Source organism: Allobaculum sp. JKK-2023 (genome assembly GCF_034745455.1).
Classification (GTDB): Bacteria; Bacillota_I; Bacilli_A; order Erysipelotrichales; family Erysipelotrichaceae; genus Allobaculum.
Genome location: NZ_JAYERV010000003.1, coordinates 2,941,648 through 2,959,868 on the forward strand (window position 1 = coordinate 2,941,648; position 18,221 = coordinate 2,959,868).

An 18,221-nucleotide genomic window follows, 5' to 3' on the forward strand; every position below is an offset into this window, starting at 1 on the left:
TGTTCTGGCTTTTTGTTCTGTTTTTTATCGCGTTGTGTTATTGGATTTGTCTTGTAAATGATTTCTCATATGAAGCATGAACTGGGAAAAACTCTTCGGGATCAGACACGCTCCAAAATCGTCTTTTGTTATCTGTTTACAAATCTATTTTCAGATTGTATTCTGTAAACAGAGGAGGTGCTGATATGTTTAGCAAGAACCTGCGCTATTTTCGACTTAAAAAACGCTTAAGTCTTCAGGAGCTGGCTGATCAGGCAGGATGTACTCGAATGGCAATTTCCAATTATGAAAGTGGAAATCGAAAACCTGACATGGCAATGGTTAAGAAACTTGCAGATATTTTAGGCGTACGAGTCATTGATTTTATCCAGACCCATGGCGAAAGTCTCTCTTTTCAGCACGGCGAATTTAGAAAAACGACCTCTTTAAAAAAGAACGATATTGAGCTGATTCAGGCAGATACAGAGGATTATTTTGGACGGCTTTACACTTTGGTTGATGTTCTTGGGGAAGGTGTTCTGCCTGAAAAGCCAGTTTTTAATTCGCTTTTTCCTGATGAAGACGCAGAGAAAAATGGGCTTCGGTTAAGGCGATATTTAAAAATTGACAAAACAGGGCCAGTTGGAAATCTGATCCAGATCCTTGAAAACAAGGGATTTCTGCTTTGTGGCTTGGATGTTGAGAATAGCAGTTTTTCCGGCTTAAATGGAACAGTTGAAGGAAGACCATATATTGTATTCAATACGAATATGAATGCTGAACGCATAAGGTTTACCGTTGCTCATGAATTAGCGCATCTGATGTTTAAGTGGCCTGATACTTTGGAAACTTCGGAGGAAGAAAAGAAAGTCAATGAAATTGCGGGCGCTTTTTTGTTTCCACAATCCGACGCGATTCGAGAATTGGGTCCGAAGAGAAAAGGTATTTTCAGTCGAGATATTATCATGATTTGCCAGGAGTATGGAATTTCAACTTATGCCTTAGTCAAGAGAGCGAGACAGGCAGAAATTATTTCTGAAAAGCTGGAAAAGGATTTCTATATTCGTGCCGCCAAACATGGATGGAAAAAGAACGAACCTTCTCGAATCGAAAAAGAGACGCCAACGATACTTCCTTCTCTTGTTTATCGAGCTGTGTGTGAATCAGAGATCTCTGCTCAGAAAGGGGCTGAACTGTTAAAAATGTCTACTCAGGAGTTTATGAATGAATATTTACCTTTCGGAGAAGTCCTATACGAATGATCTGCAGCGATACAAACGTCTGGATTGATTTCAGTGCAATTGGAAAACTTGAATATCCATTTAGGTTAGCTTTTGAATATTTGATTTATCAGGACACTTTTGACTTAGAACTCCAACAGCCAGAAACTTTACAAAAAGACTTGTTAAAATATGGAGTTAAAGTGACCGAATTTACTATTGAAGAATTCTTTCTGGCAGCCGAAATTAACTCGAAATATCCGCCATTGTCATCCTTCGACAGTGCAGCTTTGGCGATTGCCAAATGTAGAAATATTCCATTATTGACTGGTGATAAAGCCTTGCGTAAGGCAGCAGTGGCTGAAAATGTTGAATTGATTGGAACGATTAAGCTCTGTGACTTGTTGTATTCCCAATCAAAAATTACTCAGCAAGAATATGTAGAGTGCCTGAGGTTGTTTTTAAACGAAAAAAGCGGGCGAGTGCGTTTGCCCAGAAATGAACTCGAAAAACGAATTAGTAATCCTGACGATTATCTGGTTCGTTAATCTCTTAAACTGCTCATCTTTCTGGCAAGTCGTATTTGAAAATAAAAAAAGTAGGCAAAAATCACTTTGATAAGCTCCCTTTTGTTTGAACACATCAAATAAAAGCCTGCCTTCGATCACTTTCATAAAGTGAAGAAAGCAGGCCTTTTTATATCTCATCCTGGTTCAAGACTAGGAATTTTGGATCTTTGCAGCAGTCATCGGAATTGTTTTTTAAACAGACTGAGTTTGATCGGTTCGGTTCGTTCGTTCATTTGGATGTTTTCAGTTTCCGGTAGTCATGGCTTGCGCAATCCGTTGATTTTCAACCTGCCGCAGCTTCCCCATATCTTTTTGATAGAGGGAGATCGTTTCATTGGCCTGTTGGACACCAAAAGTATTCTTTAAAAATGAGCAGGCATCTTCAAGGGCGCCCTCTCGTTCACTTAAAAGCAAGTAAAACTTCGAATAAGCCTGGCGAGTGGATTTTTGCTCAGGACACGCTGCTTCCAGTTCGACCACTTCGCTTTCTTTGGTCAGTGCGCTTTCACAGTGTTCCAGCATTTCCATACGCAAATCTCCATTTTTAATCCGGTTTGCGATATGGTCCAGAATTTCAATCCCTTCGTAGTCTTCTTCGGCAATCTCAGTCAGCCCGGCAAAATGGACCAGGTCTTCCAATAGATCAGGCGTCGTCTTTCTGGCCAGTGTCATCGAAATCAGCGTATCGAAGCATTTGACCATGGACAGGCCAAGAATTCGGAAGAAATAAGCTGGATAGGTCCCCAGGTCCTCGGCAGCCAGGCAGATCAATGCGATTACTTTTTTGTAAAAGAGAAGGGCCTCTTCATAACCTTCAGCTTCAGGCGGCATGAGTGGAAGTTCATCGACAAAGGATTTTACCTGCTTTTTGATTTTGCGCTGAGCATTGGGACTCCGGTATGGATAATTGAATAGTCCGTCAACGAAAGCAGGATATTTTTTCTCAGCTGCTTTCAGATCGATGATCTTTGCTTTCTTGTCCGGAAGCGGCTTATTGTCCTTCGTCAGTTCGAGAAGCAGAGCAAACATCTCTTTATCCTGCTTACTCAGTCGTTTGTAATACTCAAGCAGAAATGTATTCTTCTGCTCCTCACTCATTCCTTTGAGCATGGTTCGAAGTTGCGTTAGTGTCATATTTTATCACTCCTTCAGTATCTCACGCTTGTATGGACCGTTATCTTGAATGCCTGATATTTCTTTTCCTGTTCTTATCTTTATCAGTTTAGCGCGTCAGGCCAGTTTTAAATGATTTAGCTGTAGTTCCCGCGCTTTTTCTAACCGGTAAGTAACTCTATTTGAAACTTTCGAGGGTAGCAGATACGTTTGAATCTCTGTAAGTAAAGTTAATTATAGGCTTTCTATTCTTTGTCCGGATTTCCTGGGTAGAAAAATTTCGGGAACTACAGTTTGGGGATGGTTGATGTGGTCAGCCTGCAATTTGGCAGCAAAAAGCACGCTCTTCAGACAACATGGTGATTCAGAACTTAAGAACCTGAAAAAAAGAGCAGAAGGAAGAAGAGTAGAAGAGAAAAGAGCCACCATGGAAATCCAGATTTCGTTTATCCGGAAAATGAAAGGAAGCCAGAATGGAAAATACATTCTGGCTTCCTGCGACAGGCAAGGACACCCAATCTAAATAGCTATGCAGTCTGGGCGGGACATGAACTGACGGTCCGCTTTTTCTGATGGTTGCTGAATCCAATACTCAGTTTGAATCCATTTGGATACCCGGATGCCTGTGGCTTGTTTAGCTTATCCCTCTTCAGCTTGTCCCTCTTACAGAGTGTTTTGAAGCTGTGTTTTGGGTGGATACGAACTGAGCGCAAAGAGTTCGGGTTTGAGTGCCTGTAAAAGCAGCTGTGAAGTTCTGGCAATGCGCTGCAGGGATTCCTGCAGAAATTCATGGTTTTGTTTATAGCTGGCAATGTAGTTGAACGAGTAGCTGGATGTATCAATGCCCAGAGCCTGGCAGACGACAAAGCTGACCGATTCGGCTTCGATTTCGCGAAGATCGGCCTGCATTTCCAGTATCCGGTCAAATGGAGTCAGCTTTGAGCGGTTGGAAAAATCATGGAGCAGGGCATGGGTGGATTCATGCACCAGGGTTTTGAAGATGTGCTTTTCTTCGAGATTTTCGTTGTAGTAGATCCGATGGTCACCAAACCAGCATTCCCCCATCTGTCCCTCTTTTAAAGAGGCGGGTACAATCGTAAAGCCGGTCAGATCCTCAAGAATTGGGATGCTTTCTTTGAGAAGTGTACACTCCCCGCACAGCGGCTGGGCTTTGGGTAAGGCAGGCAGATCGGCCCCATCAGTCTGCGAGATATCGAAGACGCAGATGCTGCGATAGCTGGTTCTTCTTTCTTCGATCTGGTTGTGACCAATGGTTTTGGAGACTTTGTAGGTGTAGGGGGCCAGAATCCGGATTCCTTTTTCCCCCTCCCGCACATGCCGGTGGAAAACCCGCTTCCAGGTTTTATAGCCGGCGACCAGCGTAGCATGGGGGCATTGCGTGAAGATGAGCAGGCAGTTGCGCGCAGAGTAGCTTGGAAAGTGCGCCATGGTTTTCAGATAGTTCTGGTACGTTTCGCTGTTGGTCAGGGTATTGACGCCCTCCTGTAAGGTGGCCAGCAGCTTTTCAATTGCTTGGTCTTTTTCTTTCATAAGAGATCCTCCAATTGCGTATACGCAAAAAATCCACCCCTGTTTCCAGAAGGTGGATTGGCTGGATTTAAATTTGAAAAAGACCAGAAACGATGGGAAATCGGGATTAATCCATTTCCAGAGCGCCCGTATACAGCTGATAGTATACGCCTTGTTTCTTGATCAGCGAATCGTGGTTGCCACGTTCGATAATGCGGCCCTGATCGAGAACCATGATCGCATCGGAGTTCATGATGGTCGACAGACGATGCGCAATGACAAAGACGGTACGCCCTTTCATCAGCTCGTCCATTCCTTCCTGAACCAGACGTTCAGTGCGGGTATCGATACTGGAGGTTGCTTCATCCAGAATCAGAACTGGGGGGTTGGCAACGGCAGCTCGGGCAATGGCCAGCAGCTGGCGCTGACCCTGAGAAAGGGATTCACCATTAGCATGGATATACGTATTATAGCCATTTTCAAGGTGGTTGATAAAGCTGTCGGCACGAGCCAGTTTAGCCGCTTCAATACATTGCTCATCGGTGGCATCCAGTTTACCAAAACGGATGTTATCCATAATGGTTCCGGAGAACAGCTGCGTATCCTGTAAAACCACGCCCAGTGAACGACGCAGGTCTGGTTTTTTGATCAGTTCAATATTGATGCCATCGTACGTGATGGATCCTTTATTGATGTCATAGAAGCGGTTGACCAGGTTGGTGATGGTTGTTTTGCCAGCACCGGTTGCTCCAACCAGCGCGATTTTCTGACCGGCATGGGCATAGAGGTCGATGTCGTGCAGAACCGTCTTCTCAGGAACGTAGCCGAAAGTTACGTCATCAAAAATCACGTCACCGCGTAAAGGAACCATTTCAAAGTGTCCTTCTGGACGCGGGTGTTTCCAGCACCAGTGACCTGTGTATTCCTGGGATTCAACCCATTTGCCGTTTTCTTCTCTGGCCCGGACCAGAGTTACGACACCCTGATCGGTTTCGGAGGGTTCATCCATTAAAGCGAAGATACGCGAAGCACCAGCCTGAGCCATAACGACCGCATTGATCTGCTGGGAGATCTGGGTGATTGGGTTGTTGAAGGCTTTGTTTAAGGAAAGCATGGCCGAGATTGTACCGATGGTCATGCCAAACATGCCATGAATGGTAAAGTAGGCACCTGCCAGAGCGCAGACGACATAGGAGATATAGCCAAAGTTCATGCACACTGGCATCAAAATATTCGCAAAAATATTGGCTTTGCTGGAAGCCTGGAACAGATTTTCGTTCAGGCGGGCAAATTCTTCTTCAACAGCCTGTTCATGATTGAAGACTTTGACAACGCGGGTGCCTTCCATCATTTCTTCAATGTAGCCGTTGACTTTACCAAGCTGAGCCTGCTGGTCACGGAAGTAGCGGCCAGAGTGGTGGGTGATGGTGCGGGCAATCATTAACATGCAGATGGCAAAGATGAAGGTAATAATCGCCAGAATCCACGACATGGAGATCATGGCAATGACAACCATCAAAATGGAAACCACACTGGAGAAAACCTGTGGAATTGACTGCGAAATCATCTGCCGCAGGGTATCTGTATCATTGGTGTAGACCGACATGATATCCCCATGGGCATGGGTATCAAAGTAGCGGATTGGCAGGGATTCCATGTGACGGAACAGACGTTCACGCACATTGTTCAGGGTTCCCAGAGAAATACGGACCATCATCCGGTTCCAGGTATAGGTGGAGACAATCCCAACCAGATAAATCATGATCAGCTGGCTGATGGCCTGAAGCAGCGGAGTGAAGTCATGGCTGCCAGTTTGAAGCATCGGAGTAATGTAATCGTCAATCAGCGACTGCTGGAAGGTATTGCCATAGACGTTGGCAAACGCAGAAGCACAGATCAGAACGGCGATGAGAAGAACAGACCACTTGTAATCTTTCCAGATCATCTTGAACAGACGGCCCAGACCGGCTGGATTGAGCTTTGGCTTTCCAGCAGGCATGGGTCTTTTTGGCATGGAATTAGGCCCTGGCATCGTCGTCGCCTCCTTTCTGCTGAGCCTGCCACGTTGTGCGGTAGATCTCATTGGTTTTGAGCAGTTCATCATGGGTTCCCATCGCAATCAGATGACCGCGGTCAAGAACCATGATCTGATCCGCATCCTGTAAAGAGGAAACGCGCTGCGAGATGATGATCTTCGTTGTATTTGGGATCTTCGTTTTGAAGGCTTCACGGATCAGGTAGTCCGTCTTGGTATCAACAGCAGAAGTCGAATCATCCAGAATCAGGATTTTCGGCTTTTTGAGCAGAGCTCTGGCAATCGTCAGACGCTGACGCTGACCACCGGAAACGTTGGTTCCACCCTGTTCAATATAGGTGTCGTAGCCTTTTGGCATGCGGGAGATGAATTCATCCGCCTGTGCCAGTCTGCAGGCCTCCACAATTTCTTCATCACTCGCCACTTCATCACCCCAGCGCATATTTTCTTTGATAGAGCCAGAGAACAGAACGTTTTTCTGAAGAACCATGGCCACACTGTCACGCAGGGTTTTCAGATCATATTCGCGCACATCAATCCCGCCGACTTTGACGGAGCCTTTTGTGACATCGTACAGACGCGGAATCAGGCTGACCAGAGAAGACTTGGAAGAACCAGTTCCGCCAAGAATACCTAAGGTTGTACCCGAAGGCAAAGAGAAGTTGATATCACGCAGGACATAGTGACCATCGACCTGTTCGGCATAGTTGAAATACACATGATCGAATTCAATCGATCCATCTTTCACCTCTTTGACGCCATCTTTGGGGGACTCCAGATAAGAAACCTGGTTGATGACTTCGGCAATTCGCTTGGCGCTGGCTGCCGACATGGTGACCATAACCAGAATCATGGAGAACATCATCAAGGACATCAGAAGGTTCATGACATAGGAGAATAACGAGAACAGCACACCGACTTCCATGGAGCCATCGACAATCAGATGCGCCCCGATCCAGGCAATCAGCAGAATACAGCTGTAAACCGCTGCCTGCATGAGAGGCTGGTTGAGGATCATCAGCAGTTCAGCTTTGCGATTGACTTTGTAAATATCGTTGCTTCGTTCGTTGAAACGATTGATTTCATATTCCTCACGAACGAAGGATTTGACCGGCCGGATTCCGGTGATGTTTTCCTGGATTTCTTCGTTGAGGCGGTCATACATCTTGAACATCTTGTTGAAGACAGGACCTGCTTTGGTGATCAGGGTTCCAATCGCAATGGCCAGGATCGCAATAATGCCCAGCAGCCATAAGCCGATCGTCGAACTCAGATACATGACCATGATCAAAGCCATTAAGAAGTTGAGCGGTGCACGGACAGCGACGCGGATAATCATCTGGAAAGAGTTCTGAACGTTGGTCACATCAGTGGTCAGACGGGTGATCAGACCACCGGTTGAATATTCATCGATATTGGAAAACGAGAAATTCTGAATGTTATGAAATTCAGCTTCCCGAAGGTTTTTGGCAAATCCGGCAGAAGCAATCGCTGCATATTTTCCAGACAGAGCGCCACAGATGAGCGCAGAAATGGCACAGGCCATCATCAGGCCTGAATACAGCCAGACATTGTTCATGTTGCCAGGGGTAATTCCCTCATCGACAATCTTTGACATAAAGAAGGGGATCAGAATGTCAAAGAGGACTTCGAGTGAAACAAGAATCGGGGTGAGAATCGTTTCACGCTTGTATTGCTTAATCTGTTTGGCAAGAGTGGCAATCAAGTTTATCTTCCTCCTTACTTTGTAAATTGTGCAGGATCTTTTCTAAAAACGCTTTTCCTTGTTCGAGCTCCTGCACGCTGATACCTTCCAGCATCGTTCCTTCGACTTCCTGAATGGTGTCGTTAAAGCGGGCGATCAAATCTTTGGCTTTGGGTGTCAGAATGATCTGGCGAATTCGGCGATCGTGAGGATCACTGACCCGCTCGATCAGATCTTTGGCCTCAAGGCGGCTGATCATGCTGGAAACAGTGGGGTTGGTAATCTGAAAATAATTTTCCAGATCACGCTGAATGACACGCTGCCCTTTTTCTTCCCTTCGCTTGAGAAAGAGCATGACATCCATCTGGGGCTTGGTCAGATCGGCTTCGCGTACAACACGGTTGACGCGTGCCCTGGTTGCCCGCTGGATCAGACCGATGGTAAACCCAACGCCCTTTGGTGGGACTTCCATTTTTTTCTCCTTTCTGCACAACAATTTCTATTGGCATTCAGGAACAGAGCCATTCTGGCTTCGCAGATCGAAAAGGAGTCTTGCAGAAGTCTCATAGAAATCTCCATGACAATCCCGGATTGAAGAGGGAGAAAGGTCGATCCATAGAATGCTATACAATAGACTGCTATATTATTGATCAACTATATATTTATGTCAATTCAGTTTCCTGATCTTTTGTTTTGAAAACTTGCACTAGATTTTGGTGGGAATTCAAGAAAAATCTGATTCAGATTCGAGGTGTAGAAATGGATTATGACAGGATGATCAAAATAATGAAATCGGCTGTTCATAAAATAAAAATCCAAAAATGAAAAAGGAAATTTTCAGGATCTTACGCAAATGTAGTTTTTAACACTGATGATTCTGGCGAATGAATAAGCTTGCATCATTCATATTGTTGATTCAATAACAATACCTAATTCGAGATGAGTTTGCCTATCGCATTTTGGGTTATCGGACTTAGCAGCAATTGCTATCGTTGATAATAGTGATGATAGCTAAACACACTGTTTGCGTAAGAACCAATTTTCAAGATCAGATTCCACCAGGATAAAAAACGACAACAACAGTTCAGGCTAAAACCGGAGGGGAAAGATTGAAATGAATGACAAGAACTGAAATCAGGAGAACAGAAAGGAGTTCAAATGAAAGGGGAGCAAGAAAAGCAGCTCTCTTGATCTGGCAGACCTGAAAGGACAGGTGAAGAACAAAACGGACAAGATAAAAGAGCCGGGGAAGGAAGAAAACGAAGGATAAAAGATGAATTCCAGAAATGACAGACGAAAAGACTGAAAAGCGAAAATAGAAAAGTCCTGTCGAAGAGAGGAAAGGATCTTACAGGCGGACATGCGGTTTGTTCATCCGCGCAGATGTTAAGATTGGTACTATGAAAAAGAATGATGAATTTGAACTCGAATGTACGGATCTGTCCGATCAGGGATTTGGAATTGGACATCATGATGGGATGACGATTTTTGTTTCAGACCTGCTCCCGGATGAAAAAGCCCGGATTCGAATCATTAAAGTACAGAAAACGTATGCGATCGGTAAAGTAATCGAACGTATCCATACGAGTTCGGACCGCACAGAACCAGTTTGTGCAAAGGCGGGAAAATGCGGAGGCTGCGCACTTTTGCATCTTCGCTATGATAAGCAGCTCGACTACAAAGAAAAGCAGCTGAAGGATCTGTTTAGCAAAGTCGATCCACAAATTGAAGTTCTGCCGCCGCTTGGTATGGAGACTCCCTATTACTATCGCAACAAAGCGCAGTTTCCTATTGGCGTTCAGGGTGGAAAAGTGGTTGGCGGCTTTTATCGGGCCAGGACCAATGAGATTGTGCCCGTTGACGAATGCAGGATTCAGTCTAAAGAGATCAATGCCATTTATAAATGGGTGCTGGATCATTTAAGTGTTCGTCAGGCACAGAATCTGCGCCACCTGTTTATCCGATACAGCGATCAGACCGATCAGGCACAGGTTGTCTTTATCGGAGCGAAGAATATGGATCTGGAAGATCTCACCAGAAAGATGGTGGCTGCTTTTCCGAAGATTACCAGCGTAGTCTTTAATGAAAACAAACGCAGCGACAACGTGATTCTTGATGAACCCTATACGGTTTTATATGGAAGTGACAGTCTGGATGTAAAATGCCTGGATCTCGATATCCGGCTTCATTTTAAAAGCTTCTTCCAAGTCAATCCTGCTCAGATGGCTGTACTCTATGCCACGGCACTGGAACTGGCTGACCTCAAAAAAACAGATGAAGTCATTGAACTGTATTCCGGAACAGGAACGATTGGTCTGCTGGCTGCCAGAAAAGCCGGCCATGTCACCGGTGTCGAGATCGTGCCAGAAGCCGTAGAAAACGCCAGAGAAAATCAGAAGCGCAACCATATTGAAAATGCAGAGTTCATCTGCATGGATGCGACCCAGTTTGCTCACCAGAATACAAAATCGGCAGATGTCGTTCTGGTCGATCCACCCCGCAAGGGGATGACCAGTCAGGGGATTGAGGATATTGCTGCCCTGAATCCGCAGCGAGTGGTCTATATTTCCTGCAATCCGCGTACGCTGGCCAGGGATCTTGGCGAGTTTAAAAAGAAAGGCTATCGAGCTGCCCGGATTCAGCCGGTTGATATGTTTCCCAACACCACGGGGATGGAGTGCGCGGCTTTGATTGTCAAAGAGGATTTTCAATCCCAGAAGAAAAAAATAGCTGAAGAATCATCAGCTCAGGAAGAAAACCAATAAGATCTGGCAAGAACGATCAGTTCTAAGAAGATCAGTTCTAAAAAGACAGCATGGCCTGCAGACGCTTGCCGCAATGAAAGTAGATAGACCAGATTTTCAAACTAGAAGAAAAGGCAGTCAGGATCGAGTGGACATCTCGAAGGTGACTGCCTTTTCTTTGGGTGAGGATATGCGAATTCGGTGTAATGGTGGTTGTCATTGTAAAATGGATGGCATGTCTGATCAGAAAACGGCTGGTTAAATGGCGGCCTGAATGGTGCAGACGGCAGGATTTGCCAGGGCGGGGATGCGCCGGTTGATTTTTTCTAAAAGAGTTCGGTCTGTCGTCAGGACCTTGAGTTCGTAAATGGCTTCACCTTGCCAGTCTTCAATCAGAACTGGATAGAGATCGTAGACTTCAACAAACTGGGCCGCTTCTGGTGTCCAGTCGCTGATCTGAATGTGACTGTTGTTATAGAGAACAGCTGTTTTGGCTTTTTTGCAGACTTCGAACAGGAATTGCAGATCCTTTCTTCGAAAGGCGCCCGCCATTTCAGTCTGGTTCTTTGCTTTATTCATAGAATTTGTGAATTGGAATTTTTTCATTTTTCTTTTCCTCCTTGCTTGCAAATTCAGTATCTGCTTTTTCGAAAAGAGAATCCACTGGAATTTTTGCAACAAAATTTCTAACTTGGTAAACAAAAGAAAAATGGGCGGTATAATTTTTGAAAACAAAATTATTGTTCGCAAGGGGCTTGCGCGGCCCTTTTAAGTCCGAACAGGAAGGGAAGAAAGATGAAAAAGAAGGAATCGCGCCAGAACCAGATTTATGCGCTGCTGATGGAAAATGAGAAACTGTCAGTCAGCGAACTGGCAGACAAGATGAGCGTGACCCGGGAAACTATCCGTTCTGATCTGGATGACCTGGAGCGCAATGGAATGATTTCGCGTGGCCATGGCTATGCAAGGGCCAATCGGAATCTGGTTGAGATGCCCTTTGACCAGCGCCGCGGTGAGCATCTTGAAGATAAAAGGGCTGTCGCCTGGCGGGCGATTGAAGAAATCAAAGACGGAATGACTGTGTTTCTGGACACGGGAACAACTATATTTGCAGGACTGGACCTGCTGCGCTCGAAAAAGGATCTGACGATTGTAACCAATTCTCTGGCGGTTGCCCAGGTAGCAGACAGCCTGAATTTCAAAGTGATTGTCGCTGGCGGACTGCTGATTGGTTTTGGAAAACGATGCGCGGGATTTTTTACTGAGCAGATGATTGAACAGATTCATTTTGACCTGGCGATTCTTGGAACAGATGGTCTGAAAGATCTGAAAGGGTTCGGCGTCTGGATGATTGAAGAGATCGGCTGGGAACGCAAGGTGATTGCCAATGCAAGCCGCAGGATTCTGATTGCAGATGTCTCCAAGTTTGATCAGTACAGTGCTTATCGTTCGGGGATTTTAGAAGAAATGGATCTGCTGATTACCAATTTTATTTCGGAGGATAAACGCAGGGTGCTCTGCGAGCAGATTGACCTGGTTGAAACGGATGGAGTCCAAGAGCGAGTGACGAAAAGAACTGGCCGCTAAAAGACCAGCCAGTCTGACAGATTTGAACAGGATGAAAAGTCACGTCCATCAGGAAAAAGGGATGAAAACAGGAGTGTACAAAGCCTGGTCCCGAATCTTAAATCACGAAAAGGCAAAGAAAACCCGCCGCACATTCCATGCGGCGGGTCAGACAGATATCGGATTCACCAGCCTGAAAATGAGGGCATGAGTTGGGTATGGAGGGCCTCAAACTGCCATTTGAGCCAGAATACAGATTCAAAGCCTCTGTCCAGAAGATCCATACCAATAAAGAGAGGAGGTCTGGTGGTTTTAATCAGAAGGGAAATCATTGTCATTAATGTTGTAAGGCGAAAGGTCGAATCTGGCTATTTTCTGCAGCTTTCAGGAAGTGCTGCCAACAGACCGCAGCCTTTGAGGGCGTAGGCAATCGTGTCCTGGCCATGGTCTTCACAGACAAAGTCAGAAGCTCCAATCGTAGAACTCTGTGCCCAGGGCATGGCAATGCGCAAGGCAGCCTGTTCAAACATGCTTTCATCCGCCTTGCTGTCACCTACAGCCACAAAGCAGGCTCCCTCCAGATGCCAGGCCTCAAGCATCTTTTTGATGCCGGCTCCTTTACTGACGCCTTCAGGATACAGGTCCTGATTGATGGATCCGGCGCTGACCTGGTAAACGCCAGGCGCAGCTTCCAGAATTCTGGCGATTTTTTCTGGATCGGAATCGATCACAGTTATCATGGTGATGTCCTCGCCGCTCCAGTCTTTAATCTGAAGCGGAAATAGATGGTATTTTCTGGCAAATCGTTTCGACTCTTCGGTCCATAAAGTCAGATAGGGCTTCTGGTTGTTGAAAAAGACAGGGATGTTCATTGCTTTGCATTGATCAAAGATGGCTTTCAGGTCTGCGGGGATATAAGTCTGGCGCTCAAGCAGGCGCCGTTTGTGATCATAAATTTCTCCGCCGCCAGCAAGAATGTAGCCATCAAAAGGAAATTTGGCCAGGCCGGGCACACTTAAAACCGAAGTCATTCCCCAAGAAGTGTTCAAAGCCACTTTGATCCCGCGCTTTTGAAGCGATCGCAGGGCATCAAAAGTAGAAGGACTCAAATCTGGATGATTTCCATCCAGCAGTGTTCCATCAACATCAAGAAAAACTGCCTGCAGTTTCTGTCTGGGCCTGGCGGTAATGCGGCCAGCAGAATTTGACATCGATAGTCCAGATCCAGACAAATTTGGATCTGGACTGTCCGGGCAGGCCGAAAAGGAGGGGAGATCTGACGGGGATGACGAAAACGCAAAGATCGCAGCAGCCATGCCAGAGGATAAAAAGGATGGTAAGGTTTTGGTTCAAAACGTGGTTTTGAAAGACTTGCAGACATAAAGGACCTCCTGAAAGCGCTGATTTGTTTTCTATAATTGATTTAGGATGCTTATTTCGGTATGGATTTACGTGGATCTGAAGATGGTTTCATGAGACTGATTTACAGAGCAGACACTCTCTGTTCTTGCTTGGCCGCGTACAGAACAAGGTGCAGAAACTTTGGGGACAGAACTGCTTTGTTTTGGAAAAACGGGCAGGTGTGCCTGCTGATGGTTTCAGTATGGAAGGATGTCGCAGCAATTTCCATCTTGATTTTGATATCCAAATAAAATTCTTTTTTATCAAAAGAAGATCAGCGATAGAATTTTGATATCAAAGTTCGGACCAAAAAATGATCAGAAAAAGGATGGATTTGGAAAGGGGAGTGGAAAGAGGATGCGGAAAAAGGAAGAGCGCCAGAGGCAGATTTTTGACCTGCTTTTGGATCATGAAGCATTGTCGGTAAATGGACTGGCCAAACGGACTGGCCAAACGGACTGGCGTAACGGGCGAGACAATTCGCAGTGATCTGGACGCGCTGGAAAAAGAGGGCTTGATTGTTCGTGGTCATGGTTTTGCCAGAGCCAACCGGAATCGGATTGAACTCCCTTTTGAACAGCGGTGCGCTTCCAATGTGGAAGAAAAAAGAGTGGTGGCATGGCGCGCAATCCAGGAAATCAGGGATGGCATGGTCGTTTATCTGGATACAGGAACAACTATGCATGCCGGTCTGGACCTGCTGCGTTCAAAAAAGGATCTGACTATTGTCACCAATTCTTTGAATGTGGCCGAGACAGGACTGGAAATGGATTTTCAGGTGCTGCTGGTCGGTGGCTTAATTGGTAAACAAGGAAGGCGCTGCCACGGCTATTTTGCCGAACAGATGCTCAGGCAGATTCGATTTGACCTGGCAATTCTGGGAACTGATGGTCTGAAAGACCTTTCTGGCATTGGTGTGGGCAGACCGGACGAGATGGGCTGGGAGCGAAGCGTTCTGGATAGTGCCAATCGGACGATTGTCATTGCGGATAAATCAAAATTCGAAGTAGCCAATGTTTTTCTGGTTGGTTCTCTAAAGGAAGCTGATCTTTTGATCACCAATTTTATTGAGGATGAACTGCGCAATGTCATTTAGCTAGAAAAATATGACCTCAAACTTTGTATAAAAATCAAAGACAAAGTGGATGATAGGAATAGAATTTGCTGCTGATTATATCCATATGCACCAACCAAGCACAAAATATACTGATTGATTTGGCTGTATTCATCAAAATAGGTGCACTAAAAACAACCCTTCGATAAGAGCCGTTTTTAAGAATTGTATGGGTGGTTTGTATCAATAAGATGCGCATATAATGCACTTATCGATAGGTGAACCATATCAAACGATTGGGATGGAGATTTCGCTTGAAGCTCCTTTCCGGCCGAACGGGCAGTTTTTCTCTGAGCAGCTCCTCGGTCAGAGCTTGAAACTCCGCTTTTGTAATTTGACAGATTGTTCGTTTTTTCGTCCATTTCGGAGTAAACGTATTCCTGACAGCCCGTATCGCCTTAGTTGTATTGATTTGGTATTCATAAGTTGTCTGCTTCTCTTCTTTATTATCCGATTGAGATGATTCAAGAACACACTTTTTGATCTCGGAAACCAGATTGTAGAAGATAAGGGATGAATAAATCTCCTGAATGATGTATTCTGCTTTTATCGAGTGGATACGTTTCATTCCTATTCCATATTTAAGCCAGGAGAAACTCTGCTCGATTCGCCACCTTAGGTGGTAAATAAATCCAAGAGCCTCCGGAGGAAATTCTGCTTCATCCAGATTGGTAATCAGTCCTTCCCAGACGTTGTCGCCAATCTCGATAGCTACCACCCTGCAGTCAAAATCAATAAATTCAGATTCTGGTTCAATCTGTCTCATTGATTTTTTGACCAGGTATTTCATCTGGGGGTTTTCTTTTTCCTCTTTTCTTTGGTGGTGGGTAAGAATGCGGCTGATCTGCTGGTCTTCTGTATGGTCAAGCTGTGTATAAGTCAGGCAGCTATACTCTCGTTCTTTCATACGTATGAGGTATTTGTGCCCTAAGGATTCAATAAGCTTACACAATGGATAAGAAAAATACCCTCTGTCCATGACAAAGAGAAATGTCTCGCCAGGATAAGCTTCGTGAATCTCCTTGACCATTTTCATAGCAGCGGCCCGTTCGTCTTTGGACCTCTGGTCTTGAGTGACGATGGCTAGATATTTGTCATTAAGTACGTCATAGGCAGCGTTAATGTGAATACCGGCCCGGATGATGGTTTCCTTGTTCTTGGCATAAATGATGTAGTCAGGTTCATCTTCATTTGGCGCAACAGGTTCATTGGTTCCATCAAAGGCTATTACCCTTAGCCCTTTATATTTTTTATCCATGTAACAAAGTGCCAATGTGGCTTTGTGCAGTGCTGAAAATACGCTGACTGGAGTCTTGGCTTTTGTCTGAACAAGTGCCGAAGCAGATGGTCTTACACTGCCCATGCCGAAATAGTGCATGGATAAATCGGAGAGTGTTGATCCATTCCCGATAATGGATGTATTCAGGAAATGGAACAAGTTTATTTTTGATGATCGATAATGACTTCGTGAGAAAGCTCCTGTTTGAGAAGCAAGAATCTTCTCCTGTTTGTGGGCAAATTCCTCAAGGAATTTCATGAATCTTTGATAAATCTTATGTGGTGAAGTAACTCTAATTGCCATTTTATTCCTCCTTAAACGGTTACATTTTTGATTGAGTAAGGATTAAATTAGACAATTATAGAGTTGTTGTCAAAGTTAATTTTCGTTAAACCAGAAAATATAAAATCCACCATCTGTGCACGGATGGTGGACAATACTAACTATCAAAAACTAAGCTAAATGACATTGATGAACTGCGTCGAAAGATCAGCACAGAAATTGAACTGATTGAAACGGATGGTCAGAAAGAACGCCGAACGTTAAAAATTGAAATTCCTTGCGGAAAAACAGAATCTTGAGGAGGTATCATTTAATCTGTGTGTTTTCAAGAAATAAATTGGATATGAGAAATAAATCCCTGAAAAAGGCTGAAATTTATAAGGTTTCGGCTTTTTTATTTGGGCGCCGGAGATGGTGTAGAGATGAATAGTCGCTAAAATATGGTTAAAATTAAAGAAAATGTCGAAAGCGATTTGCTTGATCTTGGAGATGCGAAATCTGGGAAATCTGAAATGAACAGAATATCCGGTGAAATCCTCTGTTCAGATTGTGTTTTTTTCTTTGGCTTTCCTGAAATTTTCTGGCAGTCTGTCTGATCTTTGTCCCAAAAAGAGGCAGCGGCCAGAAACCAGATCACAAATAGACTGTTTTGCTTTTTTTGGATTTCAAAAACGACTCTCACATTTAGTCCGAATGAGATTGCTGGTAATTTGGAATAAGATAACTCGACAGGAATGCAACTTTACGCAATAAAAAGCGCAATCAAAATGCAAACAAAATCGCAAACAGTCCCTGACTTTAGGGTCACATTTATAAATGTAGTACTCAAAACACTTGAGAACCATAGAAGAGGTTCTCAAGTGTTTTCGTCGTTCAGCTTCTGATCACATAGTACTAATATAATGATAAATGGCTTTAACAGAGTTTTATATAACTAAAAAATAGATTCTGCTTCTTCTTTTTTAATAAATAAAATCAATCGAAAAAAAAGATATTATATATGTTATAATACATCATATTAATTTTATTTTGCTTTAAACGTTGTTACTATCATCCTCAAAAAATGTTAACTTGATTCGATTCAATATAATTCAAATAGTTTAATGTTATAAAACTATTAGAGATAAACTGATTGGTTTATTGTATCGGATGTTATTTATAAATTCAAAGATGATTTTACTTAATGGATTTGAATTTATTGTAATAACACGCCGTAGTTTTCTCCCATAATTGAGTGCTACTTGTACCACAGTTATAGTGCGCCGCAAAAATTCCTGCATTTTTTTCTGAGAATAATGGGCTTTATTTAAAGAGAGAATAAGTAAACATTCAAAAAAATATTTGTATCTTCTAAAGAAAGTAGTACTCAAACCCTGAAGACGGGGCTAAAATATGGTTAAAATTAAAGAAAATGTCGAAAGCGATTTGCTTGATCTTGGAGATGCGAAATCTGGGAAATCTGAAATGAACAGAATATCCAGTGAAATCCTCTGTTCAGATTGTGTTTTTTTCTTTGGCTTTCCTGAAATTTTCTGGCAGTCTGTCTGATCTTTGTCCCAAAAAGAGGCAGCGGCCAGAAACCAGATCACAAATAGACTGTTTTGCTTTTTTTGGATTTCAAAAACGACTCTGACATTTAGTCCGAATGAGATTGCTGGTAATTTGGAATAAGATAACTCGACAG

15 protein-coding genes are annotated in these 18,221 nt (G+C 44.1%); 7 read left to right on the top strand and 8 right to left on the bottom strand.

The genetic code is table 11. The features are described 5' to 3' along the window. The first annotated feature begins 185 nt into the window (after nucleotides 1-185). Both U4956_RS11875 and U4956_RS11880 read left to right on the top strand, forming a co-directional pair. Nucleotides 186-1,241, top strand: a complete 1,056-nt coding sequence (locus U4956_RS11875; protein ID WP_323090906.1) for an XRE family transcriptional regulator — start codon at nucleotides 186-188, stop codon at nucleotides 1,239-1,241. Continuing rightward, the gene (locus U4956_RS11880; protein WP_323090907.1) at nucleotides 1,238-1,747 is read left to right on the top strand and encodes a PIN domain-containing protein; all 510 of its coding nucleotides are present in this window, start codon (nucleotides 1,238-1,240) and stop codon (nucleotides 1,745-1,747) included. The genes U4956_RS11875 and U4956_RS11880 overlap by 4 nt, the downstream gene beginning before the upstream one ends. A 264-nt stretch (nucleotides 1,748-2,011) precedes the next feature. Here U4956_RS11880 and U4956_RS11885 read toward each other — a convergent pair whose 3' ends face one another. The 5 genes from U4956_RS11885 to U4956_RS11905 form a co-directional block, all read right to left on the bottom strand. After that, a complete protein-coding gene (locus U4956_RS11885) occupies nucleotides 2,012-2,902 on the bottom strand; it encodes a hypothetical protein (RefSeq protein WP_323090908.1) in 891 nt (296 codons plus the stop codon). 642 nt (nucleotides 2,903-3,544) lie between these two features. Beyond that, nucleotides 3,545-4,432, bottom strand: a complete 888-nt coding sequence (locus U4956_RS11890) for an ArdC-like ssDNA-binding domain-containing protein (RefSeq protein WP_323090909.1) — start codon at nucleotides 4,430-4,432, stop codon at nucleotides 3,545-3,547. Between the two features lie 106 nt (nucleotides 4,433-4,538). Next, nucleotides 4,539-6,425, bottom strand: coding sequence for an ABC transporter ATP-binding protein (locus U4956_RS11895; RefSeq protein WP_416347425.1), 1,887 nt, complete (start codon nucleotides 6,423-6,425; stop codon nucleotides 4,539-4,541). Between the two features lie 4 nt (nucleotides 6,426-6,429). Then, nucleotides 6,430-8,172, bottom strand: a complete 1,743-nt coding sequence (locus U4956_RS11900) for an ABC transporter ATP-binding protein (RefSeq protein ID WP_323090911.1) — start codon at nucleotides 8,170-8,172, stop codon at nucleotides 6,430-6,432. Then, a complete protein-coding gene (locus U4956_RS11905; protein ID WP_323090912.1) occupies nucleotides 8,144-8,623 on the bottom strand; it encodes a MarR family winged helix-turn-helix transcriptional regulator in 480 nt (159 codons plus the stop codon). Before U4956_RS11905 ends, U4956_RS11900 begins: the two co-directional genes overlap by 29 nt. Before the next feature lie 928 nt (nucleotides 8,624-9,551). On the opposite strand from U4956_RS11905, the gene rlmD reads away from it, so the two are divergent. Further along, nucleotides 9,552-10,916: a 23S rRNA (uracil(1939)-C(5))-methyltransferase RlmD gene (gene rlmD / locus U4956_RS11910; RefSeq protein WP_323090913.1), complete on the top strand. Its 1,365-nt coding sequence runs from the start codon at nucleotides 9,552-9,554 to the stop codon at nucleotides 10,914-10,916. 237 nt (nucleotides 10,917-11,153) lie between these two features. Here the strand turns inward: rlmD and U4956_RS11915 are convergent, their stop codons facing one another. Beyond that, nucleotides 11,154-11,501 (bottom strand): hypothetical protein, encoded by a 348-nt coding sequence (locus U4956_RS11915; RefSeq protein WP_323090914.1) that lies wholly within the window; start codon nucleotides 11,499-11,501, stop codon nucleotides 11,154-11,156. A gap of 189 nt (nucleotides 11,502-11,690) precedes the next feature. Here U4956_RS11915 and U4956_RS11920 point away from each other — a divergent pair, with 189 nt between their 5' ends. Next, nucleotides 11,691-12,482 (top strand): DeoR/GlpR family DNA-binding transcription regulator, encoded by a 792-nt coding sequence (locus tag U4956_RS11920; protein WP_323090916.1) that lies wholly within the window; start codon nucleotides 11,691-11,693, stop codon nucleotides 12,480-12,482. Between the two features lie 61 nt (nucleotides 12,483-12,543). Continuing rightward, nucleotides 12,544-12,672, top strand: coding sequence for a hypothetical protein (locus U4956_RS11925; protein WP_323090917.1), 129 nt, complete (start codon nucleotides 12,544-12,546; stop codon nucleotides 12,670-12,672). A gap of 157 nt (nucleotides 12,673-12,829) precedes the next feature. Here the strand turns inward: U4956_RS11925 and U4956_RS11930 are convergent, their stop codons facing one another. Continuing rightward, the gene (locus U4956_RS11930; RefSeq protein ID WP_323090919.1) at nucleotides 12,830-13,672 is read right to left on the bottom strand and encodes an HAD family hydrolase; all 843 of its coding nucleotides are present in this window, start codon (nucleotides 13,670-13,672) and stop codon (nucleotides 12,830-12,832) included. Nucleotides 13,673-14,289: 617 nt separating this feature from the next. On the opposite strand from U4956_RS11930, the gene U4956_RS11935 reads away from it, so the two are divergent. Then, the gene (locus U4956_RS11935; protein WP_323090920.1) at nucleotides 14,290-14,958 is read left to right on the top strand and encodes a DeoR/GlpR family DNA-binding transcription regulator; all 669 of its coding nucleotides are present in this window, start codon (nucleotides 14,290-14,292) and stop codon (nucleotides 14,956-14,958) included. Nucleotides 14,959-15,184: 226 nt separating this feature from the next. Here the strand turns inward: U4956_RS11935 and U4956_RS11940 are convergent, their stop codons facing one another. After that, nucleotides 15,185-16,558 (bottom strand): IS4 family transposase, encoded by a 1,374-nt coding sequence (locus U4956_RS11940; RefSeq protein ID WP_323090921.1) that lies wholly within the window; start codon nucleotides 16,556-16,558, stop codon nucleotides 15,185-15,187. A 1,371-nt stretch (nucleotides 16,559-17,929) separates the two neighbouring features. On the opposite strand from U4956_RS11940, the gene U4956_RS11945 reads away from it, so the two are divergent. Then, nucleotides 17,930-18,085, top strand: a complete 156-nt coding sequence (locus U4956_RS11945; RefSeq protein ID WP_323090922.1) for a hypothetical protein — start codon at nucleotides 17,930-17,932, stop codon at nucleotides 18,083-18,085. The last annotated feature ends 136 nt before the right edge of the window (nucleotides 18,086-18,221 follow it).

Excerpts from the sequence above, each read along its gene's own strand:
- U4956_RS11915 (WP_323090914.1), bottom strand. The coding sequence starts at position 11,501 with ATGAAAAAATTCCAATTCACAAATTCTATGAATAAAGCAAAGAACCAG.
- U4956_RS11925 (WP_323090917.1), top strand. The coding sequence starts at position 12,544 with ATGAAAACAGGAGTGTACAAAGCCTGGTCCCGAATCTTAAATCACGAA.
- U4956_RS11945 (WP_323090922.1), top strand. The coding sequence starts at position 17,930 with ATGGTTAAAATTAAAGAAAATGTCGAAAGCGATTTGCTTGATCTTGGA.
- U4956_RS11895 (WP_416347425.1), bottom strand. The coding sequence starts at position 6,425 with ATGCCAAAAAGACCCATGCCTGCTGGAAAGCCAAAGCTCAATCCAGCC.
- U4956_RS11930 (WP_323090919.1), bottom strand. The coding sequence starts at position 13,672 with ATGTCAAATTCTGCTGGCCGCATTACCGCCAGGCCCAGACAGAAACTG.
- U4956_RS11890 (WP_323090909.1), bottom strand. The coding sequence starts at position 4,432 with ATGAAAGAAAAAGACCAAGCAATTGAAAAGCTGCTGGCCACCTTACAG.
- U4956_RS11875 (WP_323090906.1), top strand. The coding sequence starts at position 186 with ATGTTTAGCAAGAACCTGCGCTATTTTCGACTTAAAAAACGCTTAAGT.
- U4956_RS11940 (WP_323090921.1), bottom strand. The coding sequence starts at position 16,558 with ATGGCAATTAGAGTTACTTCACCACATAAGATTTATCAAAGATTCATG.
- U4956_RS11935 (WP_323090920.1), top strand. The coding sequence starts at position 14,290 with ATGGACTGGCCAAACGGACTGGCCAAACGGACTGGCGTAACGGGCGAG.
- U4956_RS11880 (WP_323090907.1), top strand. The coding sequence starts at position 1,238 with ATGATCTGCAGCGATACAAACGTCTGGATTGATTTCAGTGCAATTGGA.
- U4956_RS11920 (WP_323090916.1), top strand. The coding sequence starts at position 11,691 with ATGAAAAAGAAGGAATCGCGCCAGAACCAGATTTATGCGCTGCTGATG.
- rlmD (WP_323090913.1), top strand. The coding sequence starts at position 9,552 with ATGAAAAAGAATGATGAATTTGAACTCGAATGTACGGATCTGTCCGAT.
- U4956_RS11885 (WP_323090908.1), bottom strand. The coding sequence starts at position 2,902 with ATGACACTAACGCAACTTCGAACCATGCTCAAAGGAATGAGTGAGGAG.
- U4956_RS11905 (WP_323090912.1), bottom strand. The coding sequence starts at position 8,623 with ATGGAAGTCCCACCAAAGGGCGTTGGGTTTACCATCGGTCTGATCCAG.